This window comes from Borborobacter xinjiangensis (assembly GCF_047739745.1).
In the GTDB taxonomy this organism is placed as follows: domain Bacteria; phylum Pseudomonadota; class Alphaproteobacteria; order Rhizobiales; family Rhizobiaceae; genus Pseudaminobacter.
Genome location: NZ_JBLLVA010000002.1, coordinates 266,905 through 285,073 on the forward strand (window position 1 = coordinate 266,905; position 18,169 = coordinate 285,073).

General features: G+C 58.0%; 18 protein-coding genes and 1 tRNA gene. 12 read left to right on the top strand and 7 right to left on the bottom strand.

The annotated features are described in order from the left end of the window. Positions 1–19: 19 nt before the first annotated feature. From ACLKMW_RS03630 to ACLKMW_RS03640, 3 genes are all read left to right on the top strand, one after another. Entirely contained in the window at positions 20–1,780 is a 1,761-nt protein-coding gene (locus tag ACLKMW_RS03630; RefSeq protein ID WP_415723186.1) for a phage tail protein, read from the top strand. A 65-nt stretch (positions 1,781–1,845) separates the two neighbouring features. Further along, on the top strand, positions 1,846–3,354 hold the full coding sequence (locus ACLKMW_RS03635) for a hypothetical protein (protein WP_415723011.1): 1,509 nt from the start codon (positions 1,846–1,848) through the stop codon (positions 3,352–3,354). Beyond that, complete coding sequence (locus tag ACLKMW_RS03640) at positions 3,354–4,859, top strand: phage tailspike polysaccharide lyase family protein (protein ID WP_415723012.1); 1,506 nt, start codon at positions 3,354–3,356, stop codon at positions 4,857–4,859. The genes ACLKMW_RS03635 and ACLKMW_RS03640 overlap by 1 nt, the downstream gene beginning before the upstream one ends. A gap of 54 nt (positions 4,860–4,913) precedes the next feature. Here the strand turns inward: ACLKMW_RS03640 and ACLKMW_RS03645 are convergent, their stop codons facing one another. Further along, entirely contained in the window at positions 4,914–5,495 is a 582-nt protein-coding gene (locus ACLKMW_RS03645; RefSeq protein WP_415723013.1) for a hypothetical protein, read from the bottom strand. A 362-nt stretch (positions 5,496–5,857) separates the two neighbouring features. Here ACLKMW_RS03645 and ACLKMW_RS03650 point away from each other — a divergent pair, with 362 nt between their 5' ends. The 5 genes from ACLKMW_RS03650 (at position 5,858) to ACLKMW_RS03670 (ending at position 11,877) form a co-directional block, all read left to right on the top strand. Continuing rightward, positions 5,858–7,498 (top strand): hypothetical protein, encoded by a 1,641-nt coding sequence (locus ACLKMW_RS03650; protein WP_415723014.1) that lies wholly within the window; start codon positions 5,858–5,860, stop codon positions 7,496–7,498. Further along, positions 7,495–9,048, top strand: a complete 1,554-nt coding sequence (locus tag ACLKMW_RS03655) for a hypothetical protein (protein WP_415723015.1) — start codon at positions 7,495–7,497, stop codon at positions 9,046–9,048. Before ACLKMW_RS03650 ends, ACLKMW_RS03655 begins: the two co-directional genes overlap by 4 nt. Before the next feature lie 1,260 nt (positions 9,049–10,308). Beyond that, positions 10,309–10,998 (top strand): lysozyme family protein, encoded by a 690-nt coding sequence (locus ACLKMW_RS03660; RefSeq protein ID WP_415723016.1) that lies wholly within the window; start codon positions 10,309–10,311, stop codon positions 10,996–10,998. A gap of 154 nt (positions 10,999–11,152) precedes the next feature. Then, positions 11,153–11,521, top strand: coding sequence for a 3TM-type holin (locus ACLKMW_RS03665; protein WP_415723017.1), 369 nt, complete (start codon positions 11,153–11,155; stop codon positions 11,519–11,521). Then, on the top strand, positions 11,518–11,877 hold the full coding sequence (locus ACLKMW_RS03670; RefSeq protein WP_415723018.1) for a hypothetical protein: 360 nt from the start codon (positions 11,518–11,520) through the stop codon (positions 11,875–11,877). Before ACLKMW_RS03665 ends, ACLKMW_RS03670 begins: the two co-directional genes overlap by 4 nt. Positions 11,878–12,356: 479 nt before the next feature. Here ACLKMW_RS03670 and ACLKMW_RS03675 read toward each other — a convergent pair whose 3' ends face one another. Beyond that, a complete protein-coding gene (locus ACLKMW_RS03675; protein WP_415723019.1) occupies positions 12,357–12,632 on the bottom strand; it encodes a hypothetical protein in 276 nt (91 codons plus the stop codon). 358 nt (positions 12,633–12,990) lie between these two features. Here ACLKMW_RS03675 and ACLKMW_RS03680 point away from each other — a divergent pair, with 358 nt between their 5' ends. Beyond that, positions 12,991–13,467, top strand: a complete 477-nt coding sequence (locus ACLKMW_RS03680) for a TspO/MBR family protein (protein ID WP_415723020.1) — start codon at positions 12,991–12,993, stop codon at positions 13,465–13,467. A 142-nt stretch (positions 13,468–13,609) separates the two neighbouring features. On the opposite strand, the gene ACLKMW_RS03685 is transcribed toward ACLKMW_RS03680, so the two are convergent. Continuing rightward, the gene (locus ACLKMW_RS03685; protein WP_415723021.1) at positions 13,610–14,074 is read right to left on the bottom strand and encodes a Ros/MucR family transcriptional regulator; all 465 of its coding nucleotides are present in this window, start codon (positions 14,072–14,074) and stop codon (positions 13,610–13,612) included. Positions 14,075–14,294: 220 nt separating this feature from the next. After that, positions 14,295–14,546: a hypothetical protein gene (locus tag ACLKMW_RS03690; RefSeq protein ID WP_415723022.1), complete on the bottom strand. Its 252-nt coding sequence runs from the start codon at positions 14,544–14,546 to the stop codon at positions 14,295–14,297. A gap of 436 nt (positions 14,547–14,982) precedes the next feature. Between ACLKMW_RS03690 and ACLKMW_RS03695 the strand changes: the two genes are divergently transcribed. Beyond that, positions 14,983–15,936 (top strand): class I SAM-dependent methyltransferase, encoded by a 954-nt coding sequence (locus tag ACLKMW_RS03695; RefSeq protein ID WP_415723023.1) that lies wholly within the window; start codon positions 14,983–14,985, stop codon positions 15,934–15,936. Positions 15,937–15,961: 25 nt separating this feature from the next. Here ACLKMW_RS03695 and ACLKMW_RS03700 read toward each other — a convergent pair whose 3' ends face one another. The 3 genes from ACLKMW_RS03700 to ACLKMW_RS03710 all read right to left on the bottom strand — a co-directional run bounded on the left by ACLKMW_RS03700 (position 15,962) and on the right by ACLKMW_RS03710 (position 16,814). Next, entirely contained in the window at positions 15,962–16,186 is a 225-nt protein-coding gene (locus ACLKMW_RS03700) for a hypothetical protein (RefSeq protein ID WP_415723024.1), read from the bottom strand. After that, positions 16,183–16,365 carry a DUF3606 domain-containing protein gene (locus ACLKMW_RS03705; protein WP_415723025.1) on the bottom strand — a complete coding sequence of 61 codons (183 nt, stop codon included), beginning with the start codon at positions 16,363–16,365 and terminating at the stop codon, positions 16,183–16,185. Before ACLKMW_RS03705 ends, ACLKMW_RS03700 begins: the two co-directional genes overlap by 4 nt. A 275-nt stretch (positions 16,366–16,640) precedes the next feature. Beyond that, complete coding sequence (locus tag ACLKMW_RS03710; protein ID WP_415723026.1) at positions 16,641–16,814, bottom strand: hypothetical protein; 174 nt, start codon at positions 16,812–16,814, stop codon at positions 16,641–16,643. A gap of 473 nt (positions 16,815–17,287) precedes the next feature. Between ACLKMW_RS03710 and ACLKMW_RS03715 the strand changes: the two genes are divergently transcribed. After that, a tRNA-Cys gene (locus ACLKMW_RS03715) sits at positions 17,288–17,361 on the top strand. Positions 17,362–17,453: 92 nt separating this feature from the next. After that, the gene (locus ACLKMW_RS03720) at positions 17,454–18,128 is read left to right on the top strand and encodes a protein-L-isoaspartate O-methyltransferase family protein (protein WP_415723027.1); all 675 of its coding nucleotides are present in this window, start codon (positions 17,454–17,456) and stop codon (positions 18,126–18,128) included. Positions 18,129–18,169 lie beyond the last annotated feature (41 nt).

Here is an 18,169-nt window from a genome sequence, read left to right on the forward strand (position 1 = left end):
ACTCTATGGCGTAGGCGTCATGAGGACCGGCTTCATCGAGGGCATCGTGTTCTCGACGCTGCTCGCCACCGGTTCCAGCCTCGCCGGTTCCGCTTTCGCAATCGCTGCCATAACAGGTGCCGTTTCTATCGGCCTTTCGGTCGGGCTGTCCTATCTGGCGGCCAGCATCTTTGCCCCGAAGGCGCCGAAGCCGGAGGATGTGCAGCAATCGGTGCGCCAGCCGGCGGCACCGCGTGTTCGCCACTATGGCAGGGTGAAGGTTTCGGGGCCGTGGGTGTTTGCCGAGGCGAAAGCGGGCTATTTCTACAAGCTTCTCGCTATCGGGCAGGGGCCAATCGACGGGATCGAGCAATATTGGCTCGACGACAATAACGTGGTTCTGGACGGCAGCGGCAACGTCACTGATAGCTCTTGGCAGTCAAATTCCGGGCCGCTGGTCAATATTCAGACGCGCCTTGGAGCATCGATCGAGACCGCCCACGGCCTTCTGACCAACGCCTTCCCCGAATGGACCTCGGCACATCCCGGCGATGGTGTTGCTTCGCTATGTGTGCGGCAAGCCCCGGTCGAAGCCGAATTCTATGCCGGCGCTTTTCCGAACGGCATCAACACCAACTATCGGCTGGTGATCCGAGGTGCCAAGGTCAAGAACCCGGTTACTTCGGCAACGGGCTGGAACGACAACGCGGCGGCTGTCATCCGCGATTATGTCACCCATGCCGATGGCATGCGCTTGCCGGAAAGCATCGTCTCGACGCCTCAGGCGCAAGCCGGATGGGTGACGGCCTATAATCGTGCCGCGGCCCCCATCGCTACCAAAACAGGCTCAGAGCCGCGCTATCGCCTCTGGGGCTCGTACAGCCTGGAGGAGCGGCCGGCCGATGTGCTTGGCCGCATGATGGCCTCCTGCGATGGCCGGTTGGTTCCGACAGCCGATGGTGGCCTGACGTTGGACATCGGTGAGTGGCAGGAGCCAACGGTCACGCTGGACGAGAACACCATAGTCGGCTTCTCGGAGGTCGGGCGCGGCCGCGACATTCTTACGACCGCCAACACGATCCGGGCGAAGTATCTCGATCCCGGGCAGGACTATCAAGGTGCGGACGCCGATCCTTGGGTGGATGCCGCTGATGTGAGTGACCGGGGCGAGATCGCCACCGACATGGAATTCATTATGGCGCCGTCGCACAGCCAGGCGCGCCGGCTGATGAAACTGGCCGCTTTCCGTGCGAATCCGTCCTGGGTCGGGCAGTTCCAGTGCAATCTTGGTGGTCTTGCCGCCTTCGGCGAGCGCTTCGTGCGCATCTCCTATCCGGCGTTTGGCATCAACAGCGTGTTCGAGGTGCAGGATTTCCGCTTCAACATCGGGGAGGGCGGCATTCTGGCAGGCGTCACATTGCAGGTGCAGTCGATGCCGTCTGCTGCATACTCATGGGACGCGGCGCAGGAAGAGGGCGATGCGCCGGTCTACGATGAAACGGAAGTCGACAACACGGTTCCTGTGCCGGCTGCACCGACAGTCGATATCCTGACTGGTCCAATTGCGCGGCTGTCGTTCAGCCCGTCGCCGAGTGCCATTCTGGACATCGAGGCGCGCTACAAGCTGACCTCGTTCAGCAGCTGGAACAGCATCACGGTCACGAAGGGCGCTACCACCGCGGACAGTTCAACGCTGGTCGAAGACGAAGAATATGAATTCCAGCTCCGCTACGTGACCGAAAAAGGCCGCCCAGGTGAGTGGAGCGCCAGCACCATCGCTATAGCCGACTCCGTCCCTTGATCCACCAACAGCACTGACATTTCGCCCTGCCGATCCGGTGGGGTTTTTTGCATTGGAGAGTCCACATGGCGCAGACCGCCGAAAACGTATACCGCGACTTCACCACTGCGGGTGTTCCGTCCAGTGGTGAGCATAAGGTCAAGAAGGCCGAAATACGCGAGCTGCTGACAGGATACGAGGCGGCTATCAATGGCTTTCAGGCTGGTGGCGGCATCGTGTTCCAGACGAAAGCGGCGATGACCCTGACCTACGCCGCAAACCAGATGGCGTGGGTGATCGGCGACAGCACGGTCGCCAACAACGGCGTCTATCAGAAGCAGGGTGCATCCGGTGCCGGCTCGTGGCTGCGGGTTGCAGACCTGCCGTATTCGTTCATTCGCGCGAACAATGCCGGCGCAGGAGCGGCCAACGCGATCGTCGCCACGTCGTCGATACCGCTTCCATCGGCTGCATATGGCGCAATTATCCTGATGAATGTGTTCGCTGCGAATACTGGCGCTGTGACCGTTGCGATCAATGGCGCTACGGGAAAGCCGCTTGTTACCAATTCGGGCAATGCACTTGCGGCCGGATACCTGACCGCCGGCATGCTGGTGGCCTTTGTGGACGCCGGCGCGAATTATCGCCTGCTATCTGATGTCGCCAGCGCAGCAATCCAGGCGGCTGCGGAAGCGGCTGAAGCGGCGGCTGCAGCTTCGGCGGCTGAAGCTGCTGGATATGCAGCCTTGGCGCTTAGCAACTGGGTTGTTGACACCTTCGTTGGCGACGGCACAGCCGATCCACTTGTCCTCACCGTCAATCCCGGCAGCGTCAACAACTGCGTCATCACCGTCGAAGGTGAGGGACCGCAGCCCCGCCACATCTTCAGTCTGGACGGGCTTAACCTGTCGCCGCCATCAGGCTCGGTGTGGCCTGACGGCAAGACGATTGAAGTAGCCTATGGCACGGCAATCGAGGTGGGCGTGCCTTCGGATGGCAGTGTGACACGAGCCAAGCTTGGGCCGGATGCAGTCGGGCCGAATGAACTGGACGAAGAGACGGTCAACGCCACACACTTGGATGCGGCGGCGGCCGGGGCAATGCGAACCAAGCTCGGCCTAGGAACCGGCGACACGCCGGACTTTGCGGGGCTCACGATCTCTGGACAACCTATAGGGTCCGGGGTCTGCTTCAAGGCCCATAAGAACAACGTCAACCAAACCGCCATTGTTACCGGAACGGCGACGAAGATTAGCTTCGGGTCAGAGAGCTTCGATATTGGCAACTACTATGACACGGCGACAAGCCGCTTCACACCGCCGGCTGGAAAGTATCGGCTGAGCGCCACACTCCTAACCGCTTCCGGAATGGTCGACCAGTCGGCAGCTGCGGTGATGATCTATCAGAACGGGGCGCGTATCGCGCGCGCCTATCTCGTTGCGAGCGGGACAACGAACATCTCGCCATCAATCACGACCATCGTTAGCGCAGACGGAACCGACTATTTCGAGGTCTTTTTCGAGGCATTCGGGACGGGCGACAAGGCCATCAACGGCGAAGCAACTTCGACATGGTTCTGTGGAGAGGCAATCTAATGGCATTCTGGGAAATTGATGGCCTCAAGGCAGGCACGCCTGAATTTTTCGGCTACAGCGACAGCAACAGCAACGCGGCAAATCTCGCGGCCCTTCAGGCTTGGGCTTCTGCCGAGGGCGTTGAGAAGGTCGTCCCGCCGCGCGAATACATTGCCTCTGGCCCGCTCACGTTCAGTCAGGACAAGGTTCGCGGGACAATCGGCAAGAGCCGAATTACATCGGTTGCCGGTGGCGTCTATACGCAGTCCCGCATTGGGGGCGGCAGCGCCACGGACATATTGGCTTACTTCCCCGGCAGCATAACCAATTTTGGGCTAGCCACAGGCGCTATTTCCGACAAGACCATTACGCTGCTCACGACGCCGACTGCCGGCGCGATTGTGCCTGGCGACATTCTGTTCATCGTTGATCAGATAAGCTCATCATGGTTCGGGGAGGCCGCTGGTCAAAAGAACGGTGAGGCCGTTGTCGTTCAGTCCATAGCTGGTCCGGTTATAACTCTCATGGCTCCTGTAAAGCTGGTCTATGCGAGCGGAACGACTGTTCACAAAATCAAGGGCGCGATCGATGTCGCGGGCGTTGACTTCGTTGTGCACGATCCAACGCTCGCCATGTACGGCTGGTTTGCGGAAGGTCTTGATCGTGGCCGTATTGATCACGTTCGATCAGTCGGCGGGTATGTCGGGTGCGGCATCATCGACCGATCCGCGCGCGTGGAAATCAATGCGCCAATCGCGGAAGGTTTTCATTTTACGACAACTCTCGACTATGGCGTCGTCATTGCATCGTGCGCTCACATAACGGTCAACGGGGGCCATTGCTTCGGAGGCCGGCACGGCACGGCGACTGGCGGCTTCCAGATCGCGGCCAGCATCGTCAACCATGATATCGTCTTACGGGATATGTGGATCGGCCACCCCGATCAGATCGGATCTTTCGGCGGCGCTGACATGCACGTTGATATCCGCAATTCGGTCTACGAGCGATGCAACTTGCAAAGCGCGAAGATCGGCGGGCAGGATAACGACCTCATCGACTGCGTTTTTTACAATTCTGCCAACGACAAGCGAGCGCTTTATTTGACGAGATTACGCGGCGGTTCTATTAACATCATTCGCCCGCGCTTCTACGTGCTGTCCGACCCCAACGGTTCAGCAAATTCAGGGCTGATCGACGCACAAAGCTCCGCCGTCACCGAATGGACGAAAGGCCCTGTCGCGGTCAACATCGTGGACATGGAAGTTAGGGTTGCCCCCGGGGTCACGGTCGGTCAGTTCTTCATGTGGGCCAGAAATCAAAGCACTACCTCGGGTAAGCCGTTCAACGTCAGGATTGATGGCGTTGACGCTGCGGGCGCTTGGACTCGGCTGCTTCATTATCAGTTGGACGCGGGGGCCAGCCAGCCTGATTTCATCCAGGTGACGCGCGTTCGAAAGCTGGCCGCCGGCGCATCCGCCTACGTCTATCAGGGGACTGTTACCCCGGTAAAAGAAATTTTTGACTGAGTCTGTCTTGCGTCCTGCCGGGAGGAGCATCTTGATTTGTGTTGGGAGACGTTCTTATCGTAGCCTCACCAGGTCGGCAGAGTGGATATTCATGACGGATTGACCAGTCACCCACAGGATCGGTTGAACCGCCCTGGCGTCTGGCGACACTCGGAATCGCACACCAAATTCTCGGGTAGGGTGCTCCCTGACTAACTCCAGCGTGGTCAGGGAAATGTACCTCAACTGGCGCCCGTCTCCCGAAAACTCGCTCATCTGAAGTGCGACATTGGCTTGACCGGAGAGCTTCAGGTCGATGGCATACTCTCCTGCGGGATCGACCGCGATGGTGCCGTCTTCATCACTGTCCGTGAGGATGAGGCGTAAGCGAGTGCGCCAGGCACGGTGAAACAGATCGAAGGGCAAGCCGGTTTCGACAATATGCGTGGAAATGTCGTGTCCACTGGCGTCTACTTGATTGGTCGCGCGCTTCCCGCCAACGGCGAAACCGGCTTCGCGCACAATATTACGGAGCCCATTCGCGTGTTCTGCTACGATTTTGGCCTTATGATGCGCTGGACGCGTCTCATAGGCGAACAACACACCAGCTCCGACGAACGCACCAGCACCCAGAAATGAAAACAAGGTACGCTTCAACAACTGCTTGCCATTTATTGCCAAACAGTCGCGTCAGTTGCCCACGGCATCTGCGTTTCGACCAAAAAAGAAAAACTGATGGCCAGCAAGGCAAGCCATGTAAAAAAATAGATAATAGATGATAATTTATTCATTCTAACCCGCCCATGAAAACCAAAGCCCGACCGCTTCTTGATCGGGGATGAGCGCGAGGTCAAGTTCTTTTAGAGCGGGGATGCTTTCCGGGTCATTGTTTTGGGTGGGTCAACAACTACAAACTCGTCTAGCTCCGATCTTAATCGTGTTGCGACACCGCGTTGGACTTAGGAGCTTGCGGGCTCGGTCGAAACTGCGATAACAAGCGGCGCCGTGGAGGATGCCGTTTGCCGCCGATTGTCTATCCTATTGAACTGAGTCTTCCCGATTTGTCGGTTTTCGCGATCTGGAGCTTGGCTGTTGCGGGGGCGTCTACGATCTTGCTGGTCGGGCTATTCTTGCGCAACCCATGGCGAATCTGCAGGCCGGCCTTCTCGTTCGCCGGCTTGGTTAATCTATTGTATCAGTGGCCTATTGCGGTTCTCGCAGCGCAGCTGGAAAGCTCTCTGGCGACCCCCTTTTATTTTTCATTAACTCCTAACCTCTTGGCGTTAATAGGAATCCTCTGGCCTGCCAGTACCAACCACAACTTGACAATCCCGGTTGGCACAACCACGAGTACCGATCTAACAGTTCTGCAGCTCATCATACCAGTTATTGCTGCTGCTGTGCTCGGCGCCCTTTATTTTTCGCGAATGCCTGCACACTGCACGGCTTTGTTCGCGTTGTTGTTTGATCCGGCTGCGACCCTCCTTGCAAGAGAAGTGACGATTAAGCTTTCCGGCTCGACTTTAGCTGCTCTGTCGTTTGGTGCTCTGGCGAACTCCGTGGCACCTGTCATAGCTGCCATTGGCTTGTCTCAGATGATTCACGGCTTTAGGGCGCGGAGCATGTCGCGGGTAGCGCAGTGGGCATTGGCTGTACTCGCCAGCTTACTGATGGTGATGACAGCTGGTGCAAAGGGTCTGACAATCCCCTTATTTGTCGTCGTGCTAGTGAGCGCGATCTTTTGGAGTCATGGCCTGCTTGCCAAACTAGTCACCGGGGCTATGTCGGTACTACTTCTCTTTGTTGCCTTGGCGGGGTTCGAATTAGCGCGCGAAAGAGGGGGGGGCCGCATTCCTTACGACTTTGCCGCATGTAGTGTAGAGTTGGGCTCAGATGAGAAGGGCATGGAACTGCTTAATTCTATCAAGGAAAGTGGCGGTCTAGGCCTCGCAGCTTCGCAGGTAGCCGAAATTCAGGCAGACTTGGCGGCCAAGATGGGGTCAGCAGACCGGACAGCCAAAGAGCCAATCTTTAATGAGAGCTTCGACAAGAAGGGAGGTGCCGCAGAGTTGGAATCGTCTGCGGGCGAACCCGCGGCGCAGCGTACATTTGGTGAGAGAAAAGGCGCGAGCGTTGATCGAGCGTTCACATATCTTCAAGCAATAGTGTATCGCGGCATAATCGCGCCGACGCAGGTGGCGGCATGGCATCACCTTTACGTGGATGAGGTTGGCCCCCCGGGGATTGGGGCGTTCCCGCTCGCTGGGCGGGTCCTAGGGACTTCAGTAAATCCGGCGATGCTAGTCTACCAGCGCTACGGAACGGTCTATTCATCTGGGGACAAGACCTCTACATCAACAGCCCCAACATCGTTCATTTTTTCGTGGCCGGCATATTTCTCGTGGTGGGGCATCCTTATGGCCGTGGGTGCCATATTGGCGTTGGACATAACTGCCTCAGCCATCGCCACAAGGCTACCTCGTGAGACTTTGCCGCTAGCTGCTGGCTTGGTGTCAGCAATCTCATTAAACATGATCACGTCAGATTTCGTTACGACGATATTCTCGCATGGGGCACTCGTCGCTCTCTGCTTACTCGCTGCCTTCGCGTTTGTAGAAAGGATTAGTCGTTCAAAGAAGCAATGGGGCCTGTTCGCATGATGCCTTCAATCGTCTACCCTATCGAAGTAGACTTTCCACCTTTGACGACGTTTTCGGTTTTGAGCATGTTGTTGGCAGCTATTGCCACCAGTGCCCTTTTTTTTCTTCTGATCAAGAACAATTGGCTGCTTGGTCGCCCTGCTTTTGCCTTCGCCGGGCTCGTCAACTTGCTCTACCAGTGGCCGATTGCAATGGCATCAGAACAGATAGAATCGTCATTAGCTTCGCCATTGTTTTTCGTTTTAACCCCTCATCTCGTCGTGTTTGGTGCAATTGCCTGGGTTTCGGGGACTGACAGGCTGAGCCTCTCCGGAGCCACTGTTGCTCCCCGTAAACTGCCTACCGTGGAAGTCACGCTTTCCATAGCGGCCGCGCTACTTTTTACATTGCTCTATTTTGCACGTGTCCCTGCGCGGTGCACTGCCTTATTCGCGCTGATCTACGATCCGGCGAGCACGTTACTAGCGCGTGAGGTGTCAATCAAATTCGCAGGTTCGACTCTTGCTACATCGTCATACGGCGCACTGGTGAATACGGTTCTTCCAGCCATTGCAGCAATAGGAATTGTCCAGATCATCTTCGTCGGCATAAAAAAACGTCGACCTATTGCGATTGCGGCTTGGACGCTTGGAATCTTTGTTTGCATCACCTTAATCATGCTCGCAGGAGCCAAAGGTCTTTTACTGCCCCTCGTTGGAGTAGTGCTGCTAAGCGCCGTATTCTGGAGCACCTCTTTTTGGGGTAAGGTATTTTCGGGTGCGGCTTCCGTTCTTTGCATCGTCAGCGCCTTAGCCGCATTTGAGCTTGCTAAAGACCGCAACGGGAGTGTTCAGGCCTACGATTTTGCCGGGTGCGTGAATAAACTCGGAGCTAATGATCAAGCGAGAGAGTTGATCGCATCGATGCTGGAGCGTGGGGGGCTCAACCTAAGGCCAGAGCAGATCGCGGAACTAAGCAAGCAGTTCCACACGAGCGCGAATTCACAAACATTTGCGACGAAGCGCAAAAGTGATGTTGGTACCTTCACAGCCGGAGACTACCTGAAGGCAATTTTCAATCGTGCCTTTATAGCACCAATCCAAGTCGCCGCGTGGCATCACCTTTATGTTGATGAAATAGGTTCTCCTGGTATCGGCGCTTTCCCTTTAGCGAAGAAAATCGTGGGGTTCAGCGTAGACCCAACAGTGCTTGTCTACCAGCGCTATGGAACCGTTTACTCTGGGGGTGACAAGACAAGCACCAGCACTGCCCCGACAAGCTTTATTTTTTCGTGGCCGGCATATTTTGGTTTCTGGGGAGTAGCGCTGGCGCTAGCTTGTGTTCTGGCGCTTGATGTGGCTACGGCTTTGATCTTGCGCCGGTCGCCAACGAATTTACTCCCGGTCGGAGTCGGCCTAGTCGCAGTCATCAGCTTCAATATGATCACTTCTGATTTTGTCGTGGTGATGCTTTCGCACGGCGGTGCAGTTGCGCTGCTGCTTATGGGTGCCTACGCGGCGATTGAGATGCAACGCCGCAATGGCGCCACGAGCCAAGTTACCGGGCCATAGCGCGAACCGTGCCGCACTTGTATTTAGAAACGTGCCACGAGTCCGGTCGCTTCTAGGGGCGAACCTTGGGAAGCGCGACCGACTCTACAGCAGGTGGGCAGTGGGCGGCTCGGGGGTTACAAATCCTTCGAGCGACCAAGCGATTCGTGACGAGACCCACTCAGACCAGCCGAAGCCGCACCCGAGACCTGATTAAGCGATCACGTCGACGAATGAAAGCGGGCCTGGCCGCTCTGTGGTGCCAGTAAGTGCGATCAGGCCCATTGTCGTTGAGGGACCGGCCGCCGCAGGCTGTAGATGAGGGACGCGCGACGGTCGGACCCATGCAGTCTTAGGAGACCTGCACGGGACAGAATCTAGATGTGTCCCAGATCGGGACAAGGCTGGTGCTGGGATTTTTAAGCGGGTCCGGCAGTGGGTTGCGGTTGGGCGGGGGATGCTGCCGGACCCTGACCTGAATTGCTCAAGCTCAAGTCCGACGTTAGACATAGCAACGGCGGTTCGGCTGGCAAACCACGATTGCGCTTCTTCGGCCGCGACCCGCACGCATCGTAAACAGCTTCTTAAAACGTCGAGGCGACACGTGGGCCAAGCGGGCCTGACCGCTGTACTGTGGATGGGCGAGAAGCCAGGCCCTACTGCCTGGACAAGGCAGCCTGCCACTGTAGCGAGCGCTGAAGCTCTTCAAGATGGTCGGGGTAGGGGAGCAGCGACCGGACCCTTCTACCAATCGGCCCCTTTGAGGTAGTCGCCGCCTTGTAGCACGGCGGATTCGTGGGAAGATATCGCCTGTCTGGGTTAGCTCGGAAGGAGATCGGGCCTGATCGCTGCCCAAGGAGATCGGTCGAAACGATCAGGCCCTTCCTCGAAGGCCCGGCTGTTGGGTTGGGCACGCGGCGGCCGGGTCATGCAGACGGAGAGGCTGCATAAAGTTGATTTAGACTTGTCCCAGATCGGGACAAGGCGGGCCTTCCGATATTTTTGATGATGGGACCGGCAGTTTGGTTTGAGGAGGACCGCCGGTCCCTACTGCCAGGAGGATCAAGCCAGCAGCGTCCCGCCACCTTAACGAGTATCGCGCTTTCCACAACCACTTATGCGGACGTACCAGCCCGACCGGCGATGTCGTGTGCAAAGCGGGCCTGACCGCCGTGGCACTCTATAGGGTCATGCGATCAGGCCCTGCTACCTGGACGGAGGCAGCGCGCAATCATAGCGCGAACCTGTAAGTCATTACAACTAAATCAAAAGGACTATGTCATGGACAGAACCGTTCCGGCCGGAGCGGCGATGCTGCTCGACTTCATTGGAGATATCGAGGCTCCACAGGGTTACGGCACCATCTACGCCAACAAGCAGCACAAGCTTGCGAAGCCACTGACTTCAATGACGTTGGGCGACGTGGTCGATGCGCAGCCTGGATGGTCGAAGAACCATGGCTCGAGCGCGGCCGGCCGGTATCAGTTCATGAAGGCAACGCTGATCGATCTGTCGCGCGAGCTCGGGCTACGCGGCAATCAGATCTTCGATGCCGATCTCCAAGACCGGCTCGCCTTTCACCTCCTGAAGCGCCGAGGCTACGAAGGGTTTATGGCGGGCCAGATCAGTCACACTGAGTTCGGCAGGCGGCTTGCGATGGAATGGGCTTCACTGCCAGTGCTGGCGGCCACCAAGGGCGGATCGAGAACCGTCAAGCGCGGGCAGTCGTTCTACGCCGGCGACGGCTTGAACAAGTCGCTGGTGAAGCCTGAGACGGTCGAGGCTCTGCTGGACAGGGTGAGGGCACTGGCCAGCAAGCCCGCGCCTCCGCCGACACCACCACAGCCCCCACCTCCGCCAAGCCCGCCAGCGAAGCCCGCAGGCGGCAAGCAGCCTGCATCTGGTTCGATCCTCGCCGCCTTCGCTCTGATCGTCGTGGCGGTCGTTCTCTTCATCATCTTTGGGAGCTAAGCCATGAGCGCCATAGCAGCGGTGATCCTCGACGCGGCGGCGGGCCTTGCCGTGCCGTTCATCAAGAAAATCCTGGCCGACAAACTCGGCGACGGCGGCAGGCTGGCGGGGGAGGTGATCGATACGGTGGCCGGCAAGCTCGGCGTTCCTGCCGATGATATTTCCAACCGTTGCCGAGGCCGATCCCGCTGCCGTGCAGGAGGCGATCATCGCGGCAGAGCCGGTCGCGGCCGATCTTGTCCTTGCCTATGTCGAGAGCCAACGTCTTTCGAACGAACTGCAGCTCGCCGAGATGGCCAAGGAACAGACATGGACTTGGGCGTGGCGGCCGGCGTGGATGTACCTCATCGGCTTCTTCTGGCTCTGGCTCATCGTTGCCGTGCCGCTCGCCAATGCGATCACCGGCGCCTCGATCGACATCGTTGATGCCGGCACGCTGATGACGCTGACGGGTGCCTACCTTGGGCTCTACCTCGGCGGCCACACCATCAAAGACGTTGCGGCGAAGTGGAGCCAGAAATGACTGAGACCGAACTGTTCAGCCTAGTTGGGTTCATCATCCTCATCCTTGGCGCTGTTTCCGGTGCGTGGTGGCGCGTCGAGAGCAAGGTGATGGAGGCGAAGGAGTCTGCCTACCATAAATCGGATTCAGCCATGGCCAGGGCTGATACAGCCATTGCGACAGCTTCACTCGCCCGCGAGGAACTGTCTTCCTACAAGACCCATGTCGCCGAGACCTACATCTCCAAGGCCGGGCACCGCGAGACGACAGACCAGATCATGGCGGCGCTCAACGGCGTCAAGACAGCAGTGGATGGCACAAACCAGCGAATCGATCGACTATTCGATGATAGGCCCGAAAGGCGCAACGCATCGTGAGTTCCGAGCCGGCGGTATCCGGCAATGAAAGGAGCGACACAATGAAGCCTGACGCTGTACCAAAGCTCGAGGCTGTCTTCCGCACCTTCCGAATTCCGTGGAGATGCTGATCTACTCCGACTTCTTTGCACTTTCTGCAAACAATCGGCCCGTCTCGGTTCGCTCCGGGGCGGGCTATTTTTCGTTGGGCAATACCCGTTGCTGACGATTGGCAAGGAACAAAGGTCGCCGTCGACAGTTCACCAAGTTCCCCAGCCCTCGTTCCCTGTGTGCGAGGTTCCCCCAGCTGCCCGCCGTCTCCCAACCTCCCGGAGCGGCGGGTCTTTTCGTTTTTCTACACTACTGAATTTTGGCGATGGACAGGGAACAAAAGCCGCGTTTCGACCGTTTGATCACTCCCATGTACCCCGACTTTGGCCCGTCGCTTCTAACCGAGGCGGCGGGCCTTTTCGCGTTTAGATGAGCCCAACTGGCTCTGGTCACTGCGGGCTGATCTTTTTGCAGAGCTCGTTGTACATTTGCTCGTGTTCAGCGGGCTTCTTGCACTCTTCAATGAATTTCTGCCGATTCTCAGGTGACATTTTGGCCAACTCGGCTTGGACTTCTTCATCCGTGCGGAGCGTCGCCATCGTCTCGTCCGTGAAGAACGGGCCCATCACCGTTTTGTCATCCATAATGCTGTCTGTTTGTGCGAATGAAACACCGCCTGTCAGCAATAGCGTCGCGGCAACGATGCTGACGATCTTGATCTTCATATGAGTTCTCCGGTTCCAGTCCGCACGCCATTCGCGCGGGCTCCCCGAACCCTGTCTCGCCAAGATTGTTCCACCTCTAGATGGCCATACTCACGCCGCTTCCTCGACCTCCGCGTCTTCCTCCGGCGTATGCGCCTGCAGGAAAGCGGGGCTTCCAACCACTCGTTGAACGCGGCAACCCGAAGGAACAAACCTCGCGCTCCTGTGTTTGATACCGTCCATGTTACATCCCTCACGTGGATACCGCTCGGCCCGTCGTCTCCTTCCTCCTTCCAGAGACGGCGGGCTTTCGGGTGTTGCCGCATGCGAGCTTTCCATCGTCCAGACTTGCAGGCATGATGTGTTCTTTAGGATGCCCATGGGCGCTTTATCTTGGACAAGTCTGATTAACGTGCTCGCGGCAGTCGTGCCGGTAGTGGCGACTGCGATTATCGGCAATCTCGTTACCTTGCCGAACATCCCCACCTGGTACGCTCATTTGGCAAAGCCGGCCTTCAATCCGCCGAACTGGGTTTTCGCACCGGCTTGGACAACGCTTTATATCCTCATGGCGGCGGCTTTTTTCCGCATTTTGCAAACCCCCGGCGTGCGCACCGCTGCCATCGTCCTGTTCCTGGTTCAGCTCGTTCTCAATGCGGCATGGTCCTGGGTGTTCTTTTCCCAACGCAGTCCATATGGCGCGCTGGTTGTCATAGCGTTGCTGTGGATCGCTATTGCTGCGACGATTCTAACCTTCTGGCAGGTGGATCGCATCGCCAGTGGGCTGCTGTGGCCCTACCTCGCATGGGTTAGCTTTGCTGCGGTGTTAAACTGGGAAATCTATCGCCTGAACTGAAGGAACAGATGCAAGCCTGACCGGTTTGATCATACCCGTTGGCGCGTTCTCACATTCCCGGCGCGCGTCCTTAATGGCCCGTCGTTTCTCTCGCGCGAGGCGGCGGGCTTTTTCCCTGTGCCAGCCAAACTAGCGAAAACGCTTAATCGCTCTTCCTGTCACGCGATGTCGACGACTTCGCCGCCCGCTTGCGACCGAGCCCCATTGCTTTCGCCATCGCCGACCTGCTGGCCGCATACTCCGGGGCTACGACCGGGTAGTCGGACGGCAGATCCCATCTCTCACGATATTCCTCGGGGGACATATTGTGATGGACCATCAAGTGCCGCTTCAGAGACTTGAACTTCTTTCCATCCTCCAGGCAGAAGATGTGGCTTCGTGTAACCGACCTCTTTATCGAAATAGCCGGCGTGCGTGGTTCATCCACCAGGCGAACAGGAGCAGGCTCGGACAAGTTAACCAAAGCGGCATTCACGCGGTCAATCAGCGCCGGAAGTTCGGTCGCAGGGATTGGATTGTTCGATACGTAGGCAGACACAATATTTGCTGCAATCGCCAAAGTAGGGAACGTAGCCTTATCTAATGAGCTGGCATCTGCGTGGTTCATTATTCATCCCTCGCAATACTGCCCCCACTAGAAAATGTAACATATAATCAAACAGATTGGCTACATCGGAATATTTACCAGTTGATCAATAAACCGCTGAAGGGCGACGCTTGCGGTTCAAGCCTAGTTTCGGAAACTCCAGCAGGTTCGCAGACGCGCGGCACCCAGCGTTGCCGGCAACGAGCCAGCAGCTTTTTATTCGCGCTAGTATCCTAAGCTGCTATGCGCGTTTGCGAGGCCCCCGAAAGCCGGCTTTGGTTTTCCTGATTCTGCCGCCTTTCAGCTCAAGAACGTCGATATTTCGTGCCTCGCGCATGAACTCGTCCTGGAGTTCTCCCCAAGTCCCAAGCAGGCCGCCGCATTTGCTGCATTGAATGAGCGTAGATTCACCCGCACCTTCCGGAATGACCATAGTGATGGTGCCGCAGGTCTTACATTCGAGCTTTCCGTCGAGGTAGCCGCTCTCCTTCATCCGGCTATTCTGCCCGTTTTCTTTTGGCAAATCGAATCTTATCCACAGCCGACGTTACGTCCGCGGTTACGTTCCTACCTGAATATCGGCCGAAACAACCGGCCGGTCGCTCACCCACTCAACTATGGCCACGCAACGGCCTAGCATGAACGGTTTAGCTGCTATGGCTGACTTTCCGGAGCCTGCCTTTGCTGGCAAACTGGGTTGGGGGACGATCGGGAGCGCCTATGATGTCCCACATAAAGCAACTTCTCTGCACCGCCGTCATCACTCTGCTTTCGCTGGCACCACTCAGCCTCAGCGCCGCGCAGCCGCCAGATCGAGGCGACACGCCCGGTCTTGGTTTTGGTAACGGACCTTCAAATAGCCTAGCCGTTCCGAGCCCTGTGGCTGGAACCGGGTTGCCGATCGTCATCATCGCGGGATGCGGCTATGTTTGGATGCGCCGAAGAGTACGACGTCAGAAAGAGCAGAACGCGCGCCGATGAAATCTTCGATTAGCCGCCCTCGCAACGGCCATTGCAGTGGCTCTGCCTTTCGAAGGCGCGTATGCTGGCTGGCGGCTGCCGTGAGGACCAAGAAAATGTCTCAGCAGGCCCGCCACGATGCGTGGCACGCTGGCGCCAACTATGACATCTACATGGGACGCTGGAGCCGGAAGGTCGCGCCGCGCTTCCTCGACTGGCTGAATCCCTCCGATCATCTGGACTGGCTCGAAATCGGCTGCGGCACCGGTGCGCTTTCGGGAACAATCATGGCGCGCTGCAACCCGGCAAGCTTCACCGGCGTGGAGCCCTCCGCTGGCTTTCTCCAGCAAGCCCGCACGAACGTTGCGGACGAGCGCGCGCAGTTCCTCGTTGGCGATGCGCAAGCCTTGCCCGTGGCCAGCCATGCCAAGGACATGATCGTGTCAGGACTGGTCCTCAACTTCGTGCCAGACAAAGAAAAAGCGCTGACCGAAATGAAGCGCGTGGCACGTCGTGGCGCGACGGTCGCTTTCTATGTTTGGGACTATCCAGGTGGTGGAATGGAGTTCATGCGCGCCTTTTGGAGGGCCGCGATCGCGCTCGATCCAAATGCACGGGATCTTGCCGAGGATCGGCGGTTTCCCTTCTGCACCCGCGAAGCGCTCATCGGCCTGGCAACATCCAACGGCCTGACTTCCGTGGATTGCACTGCGATAGAGGTGCCGACGGTATTCAAGGACTTTGACGATTTCTGGCAGCCATTCACGCTCGGCGCAGGGCCGGCGCCGGGCTACTGCATGAGCCTCGATCGCGACCACCGGGAGCGATTAAAGGAAAGGATCTCTCAAAGCCTCACCCGCACACACGATGGATCGATCCCGCTAAAGGCAAGGGCGTGGGCATTACGTGGAGTGGTCAGCTAACTGCCCGCTGCTGGAGCTGGCCGCCTCACTCCGGGGCGGGCCTTTTTCGTTTTTCGACCTCTAGACAAACGACGTTGTCTTCCATCTCCAGTGGCTCGTGGCCGTCCTCGTCGTGATAAAAGACTTGCCTGAGATCGCGGCGGTCAACGGTCTGCCCGCATGTGGGGCACTGGTAGAAATATTCGCTCTCATCCTCGACCGTGGTTGCCATTCGACCGAAGGGAGGGCCGAGATCAGAGAGTTTGGTCATGCGAGCTTCCGCGCTTCTTCCATCAGCTTAGTGCGGTCGTTGCCGTGCTTCCTGATCAGCTCGCGCGCCTGGTCCTGACTGATGCCGGTCTGCTCAGCCAGGTACTGGACTTCATAGTTCTGATCCCCGGCCACCCGGTCGCGGTCACGCCCGCCGCGTTTGCTCTTGTCGTCGGTCATTGCAAGTCCTCATCGAAGATAGAGCCCGCCTGATTGAAGCGCCTTAGGCCGTGAAGCAATTCCCCGGCCCCAACTGCCGATGAGAGCCTTGAGTTGGACCGGTGCGCCCCACCTGCGAACTTCGTCACTGATCTCTTGAGCTGGCGCCCATTCCGACAAAGCGATCTTGTTCGCCGGCATGCCAAGCTTCCGCATCGCGATGGCGATCTCGGCTCGGATTTCTGCTTCGGTGCTGCTCATCGCCTAACAATCGGCGGGCGGGCGGAATGTTCCGATCAGGTGCGGCCGTGGAAGCCTGGCTGTATGCGCTGGGCCTCGCCTTCGTCTTTGTGCTCATGGCAGAACCAGAGCGTGCCATAGCGCGTGTTGTAGCCGAACGGTGCATAGGTCTTGCAGCCATCATGGCAACATGGGTGAGGCGGCATTCCGACTTCAGATTCGCTGGTCATGGCCTCTGATAGCGCCTTGACTGACAGCTGTCATGTTCCTAATTCGTTCTCATGCGTTTGCCCGAAATCACATATCCGCTCAAGGTCGACACGATCAGCAAGACACTGGCTTTGGGTGATGGGATATCGGTGAGATGCCACACGTGCAATCGCCACGCTCGGATCAATTTGGTCCAACTCGCCAAGCGTGTCGGCATGGATCACGGATGCATGCACGATGACCTTCTGCCGCTGTTCCATTGCTCGAAATGCAGAGCGGCGAGACGGCGCGACAAGAACCTGACGGACCCGCATTCGATGGTGCGGCAGAATGACTAACCTTTTCCGCCAGCCGGGCATTTGTCGTTTGGGAAGGGGTATTCCGGGAACATCTTTTCAGAATGCGCAGGGGATTGTTTTTCAGAATGCCAGTCGTCGCTTGACGAACAACCTCGCCCAACTTATTGAACCGCCTCGTACTGCGGCAGCGGTGAGGCCTCGTGGCGGAGTGGTTACGCAGAGGACTGCAAATCCTTGCACCCCGGTTCGATTCCGGGCGAGGCCTCCAACCTGCCACACGAACCGCCGGAATCAGGCCGGCTGGCGTGTCTGCCCGGAATGGCTGGCACGTTTCTCGGATTGAGGCGGATTGCCCTGGCTATGGATACTGATTTCTCCGAACAGCGCGCGAAGATGGTCGACGGTCAGGTCCGCACCACGGACGTGACCGATGCCGCCCTGCTGGAGGCGATGCTCTCCGTGCCGCGCGAAGCTTTCGTAGGCTTCAGGCATCGTGCGCTTGCCTATATCGACGACCATATCGAGATCGCCGGGGCGAGCGGTAGCGGGCCGGCGCGTTACCTGATGCAGCCTTCGCCCTTTGCCAAGCTGGTGCAACTGGCCGAGATCCGGCCCACCGATTTCGTGCTCGATATCGGCTGCGGCACCGGCTATTCGGCCGCGGTGTTGTCGAGGCTCGCAAGTTCGGTGATAGCGCTGGAAAGCGATCCGGCCTTGGCCGAAAGGGCAAGCTCGACGCTGTCGGAACTCGGTTGCGACAATGTCGCGGTCGTCACCGGCTCCTTGCGGGAAGGTTATCCGGCGGAAGCGCCTTATGACGTTATTTTGCTGGAGGGTGCGGTCGAAGAACTCCCGGAAGGCCTGTTCGAACAACTTAAAGAGGGCGGGCGGCTCGTCGCGGTCGAAGGTCACGGCAATGCCGGTGTTGCCCGACTGTTTCTAAAAACTACTGGCATTGTAAGCGGCCGGAGCGCGTTTAATGCGGCAATTCGGCCACTGCCGGGGTTCGAACGCGTCCGAAGCTTCGAATTCTAAACACGAAAGTCTTGCGACGGCGGAGCCATCGTGTTCATTTG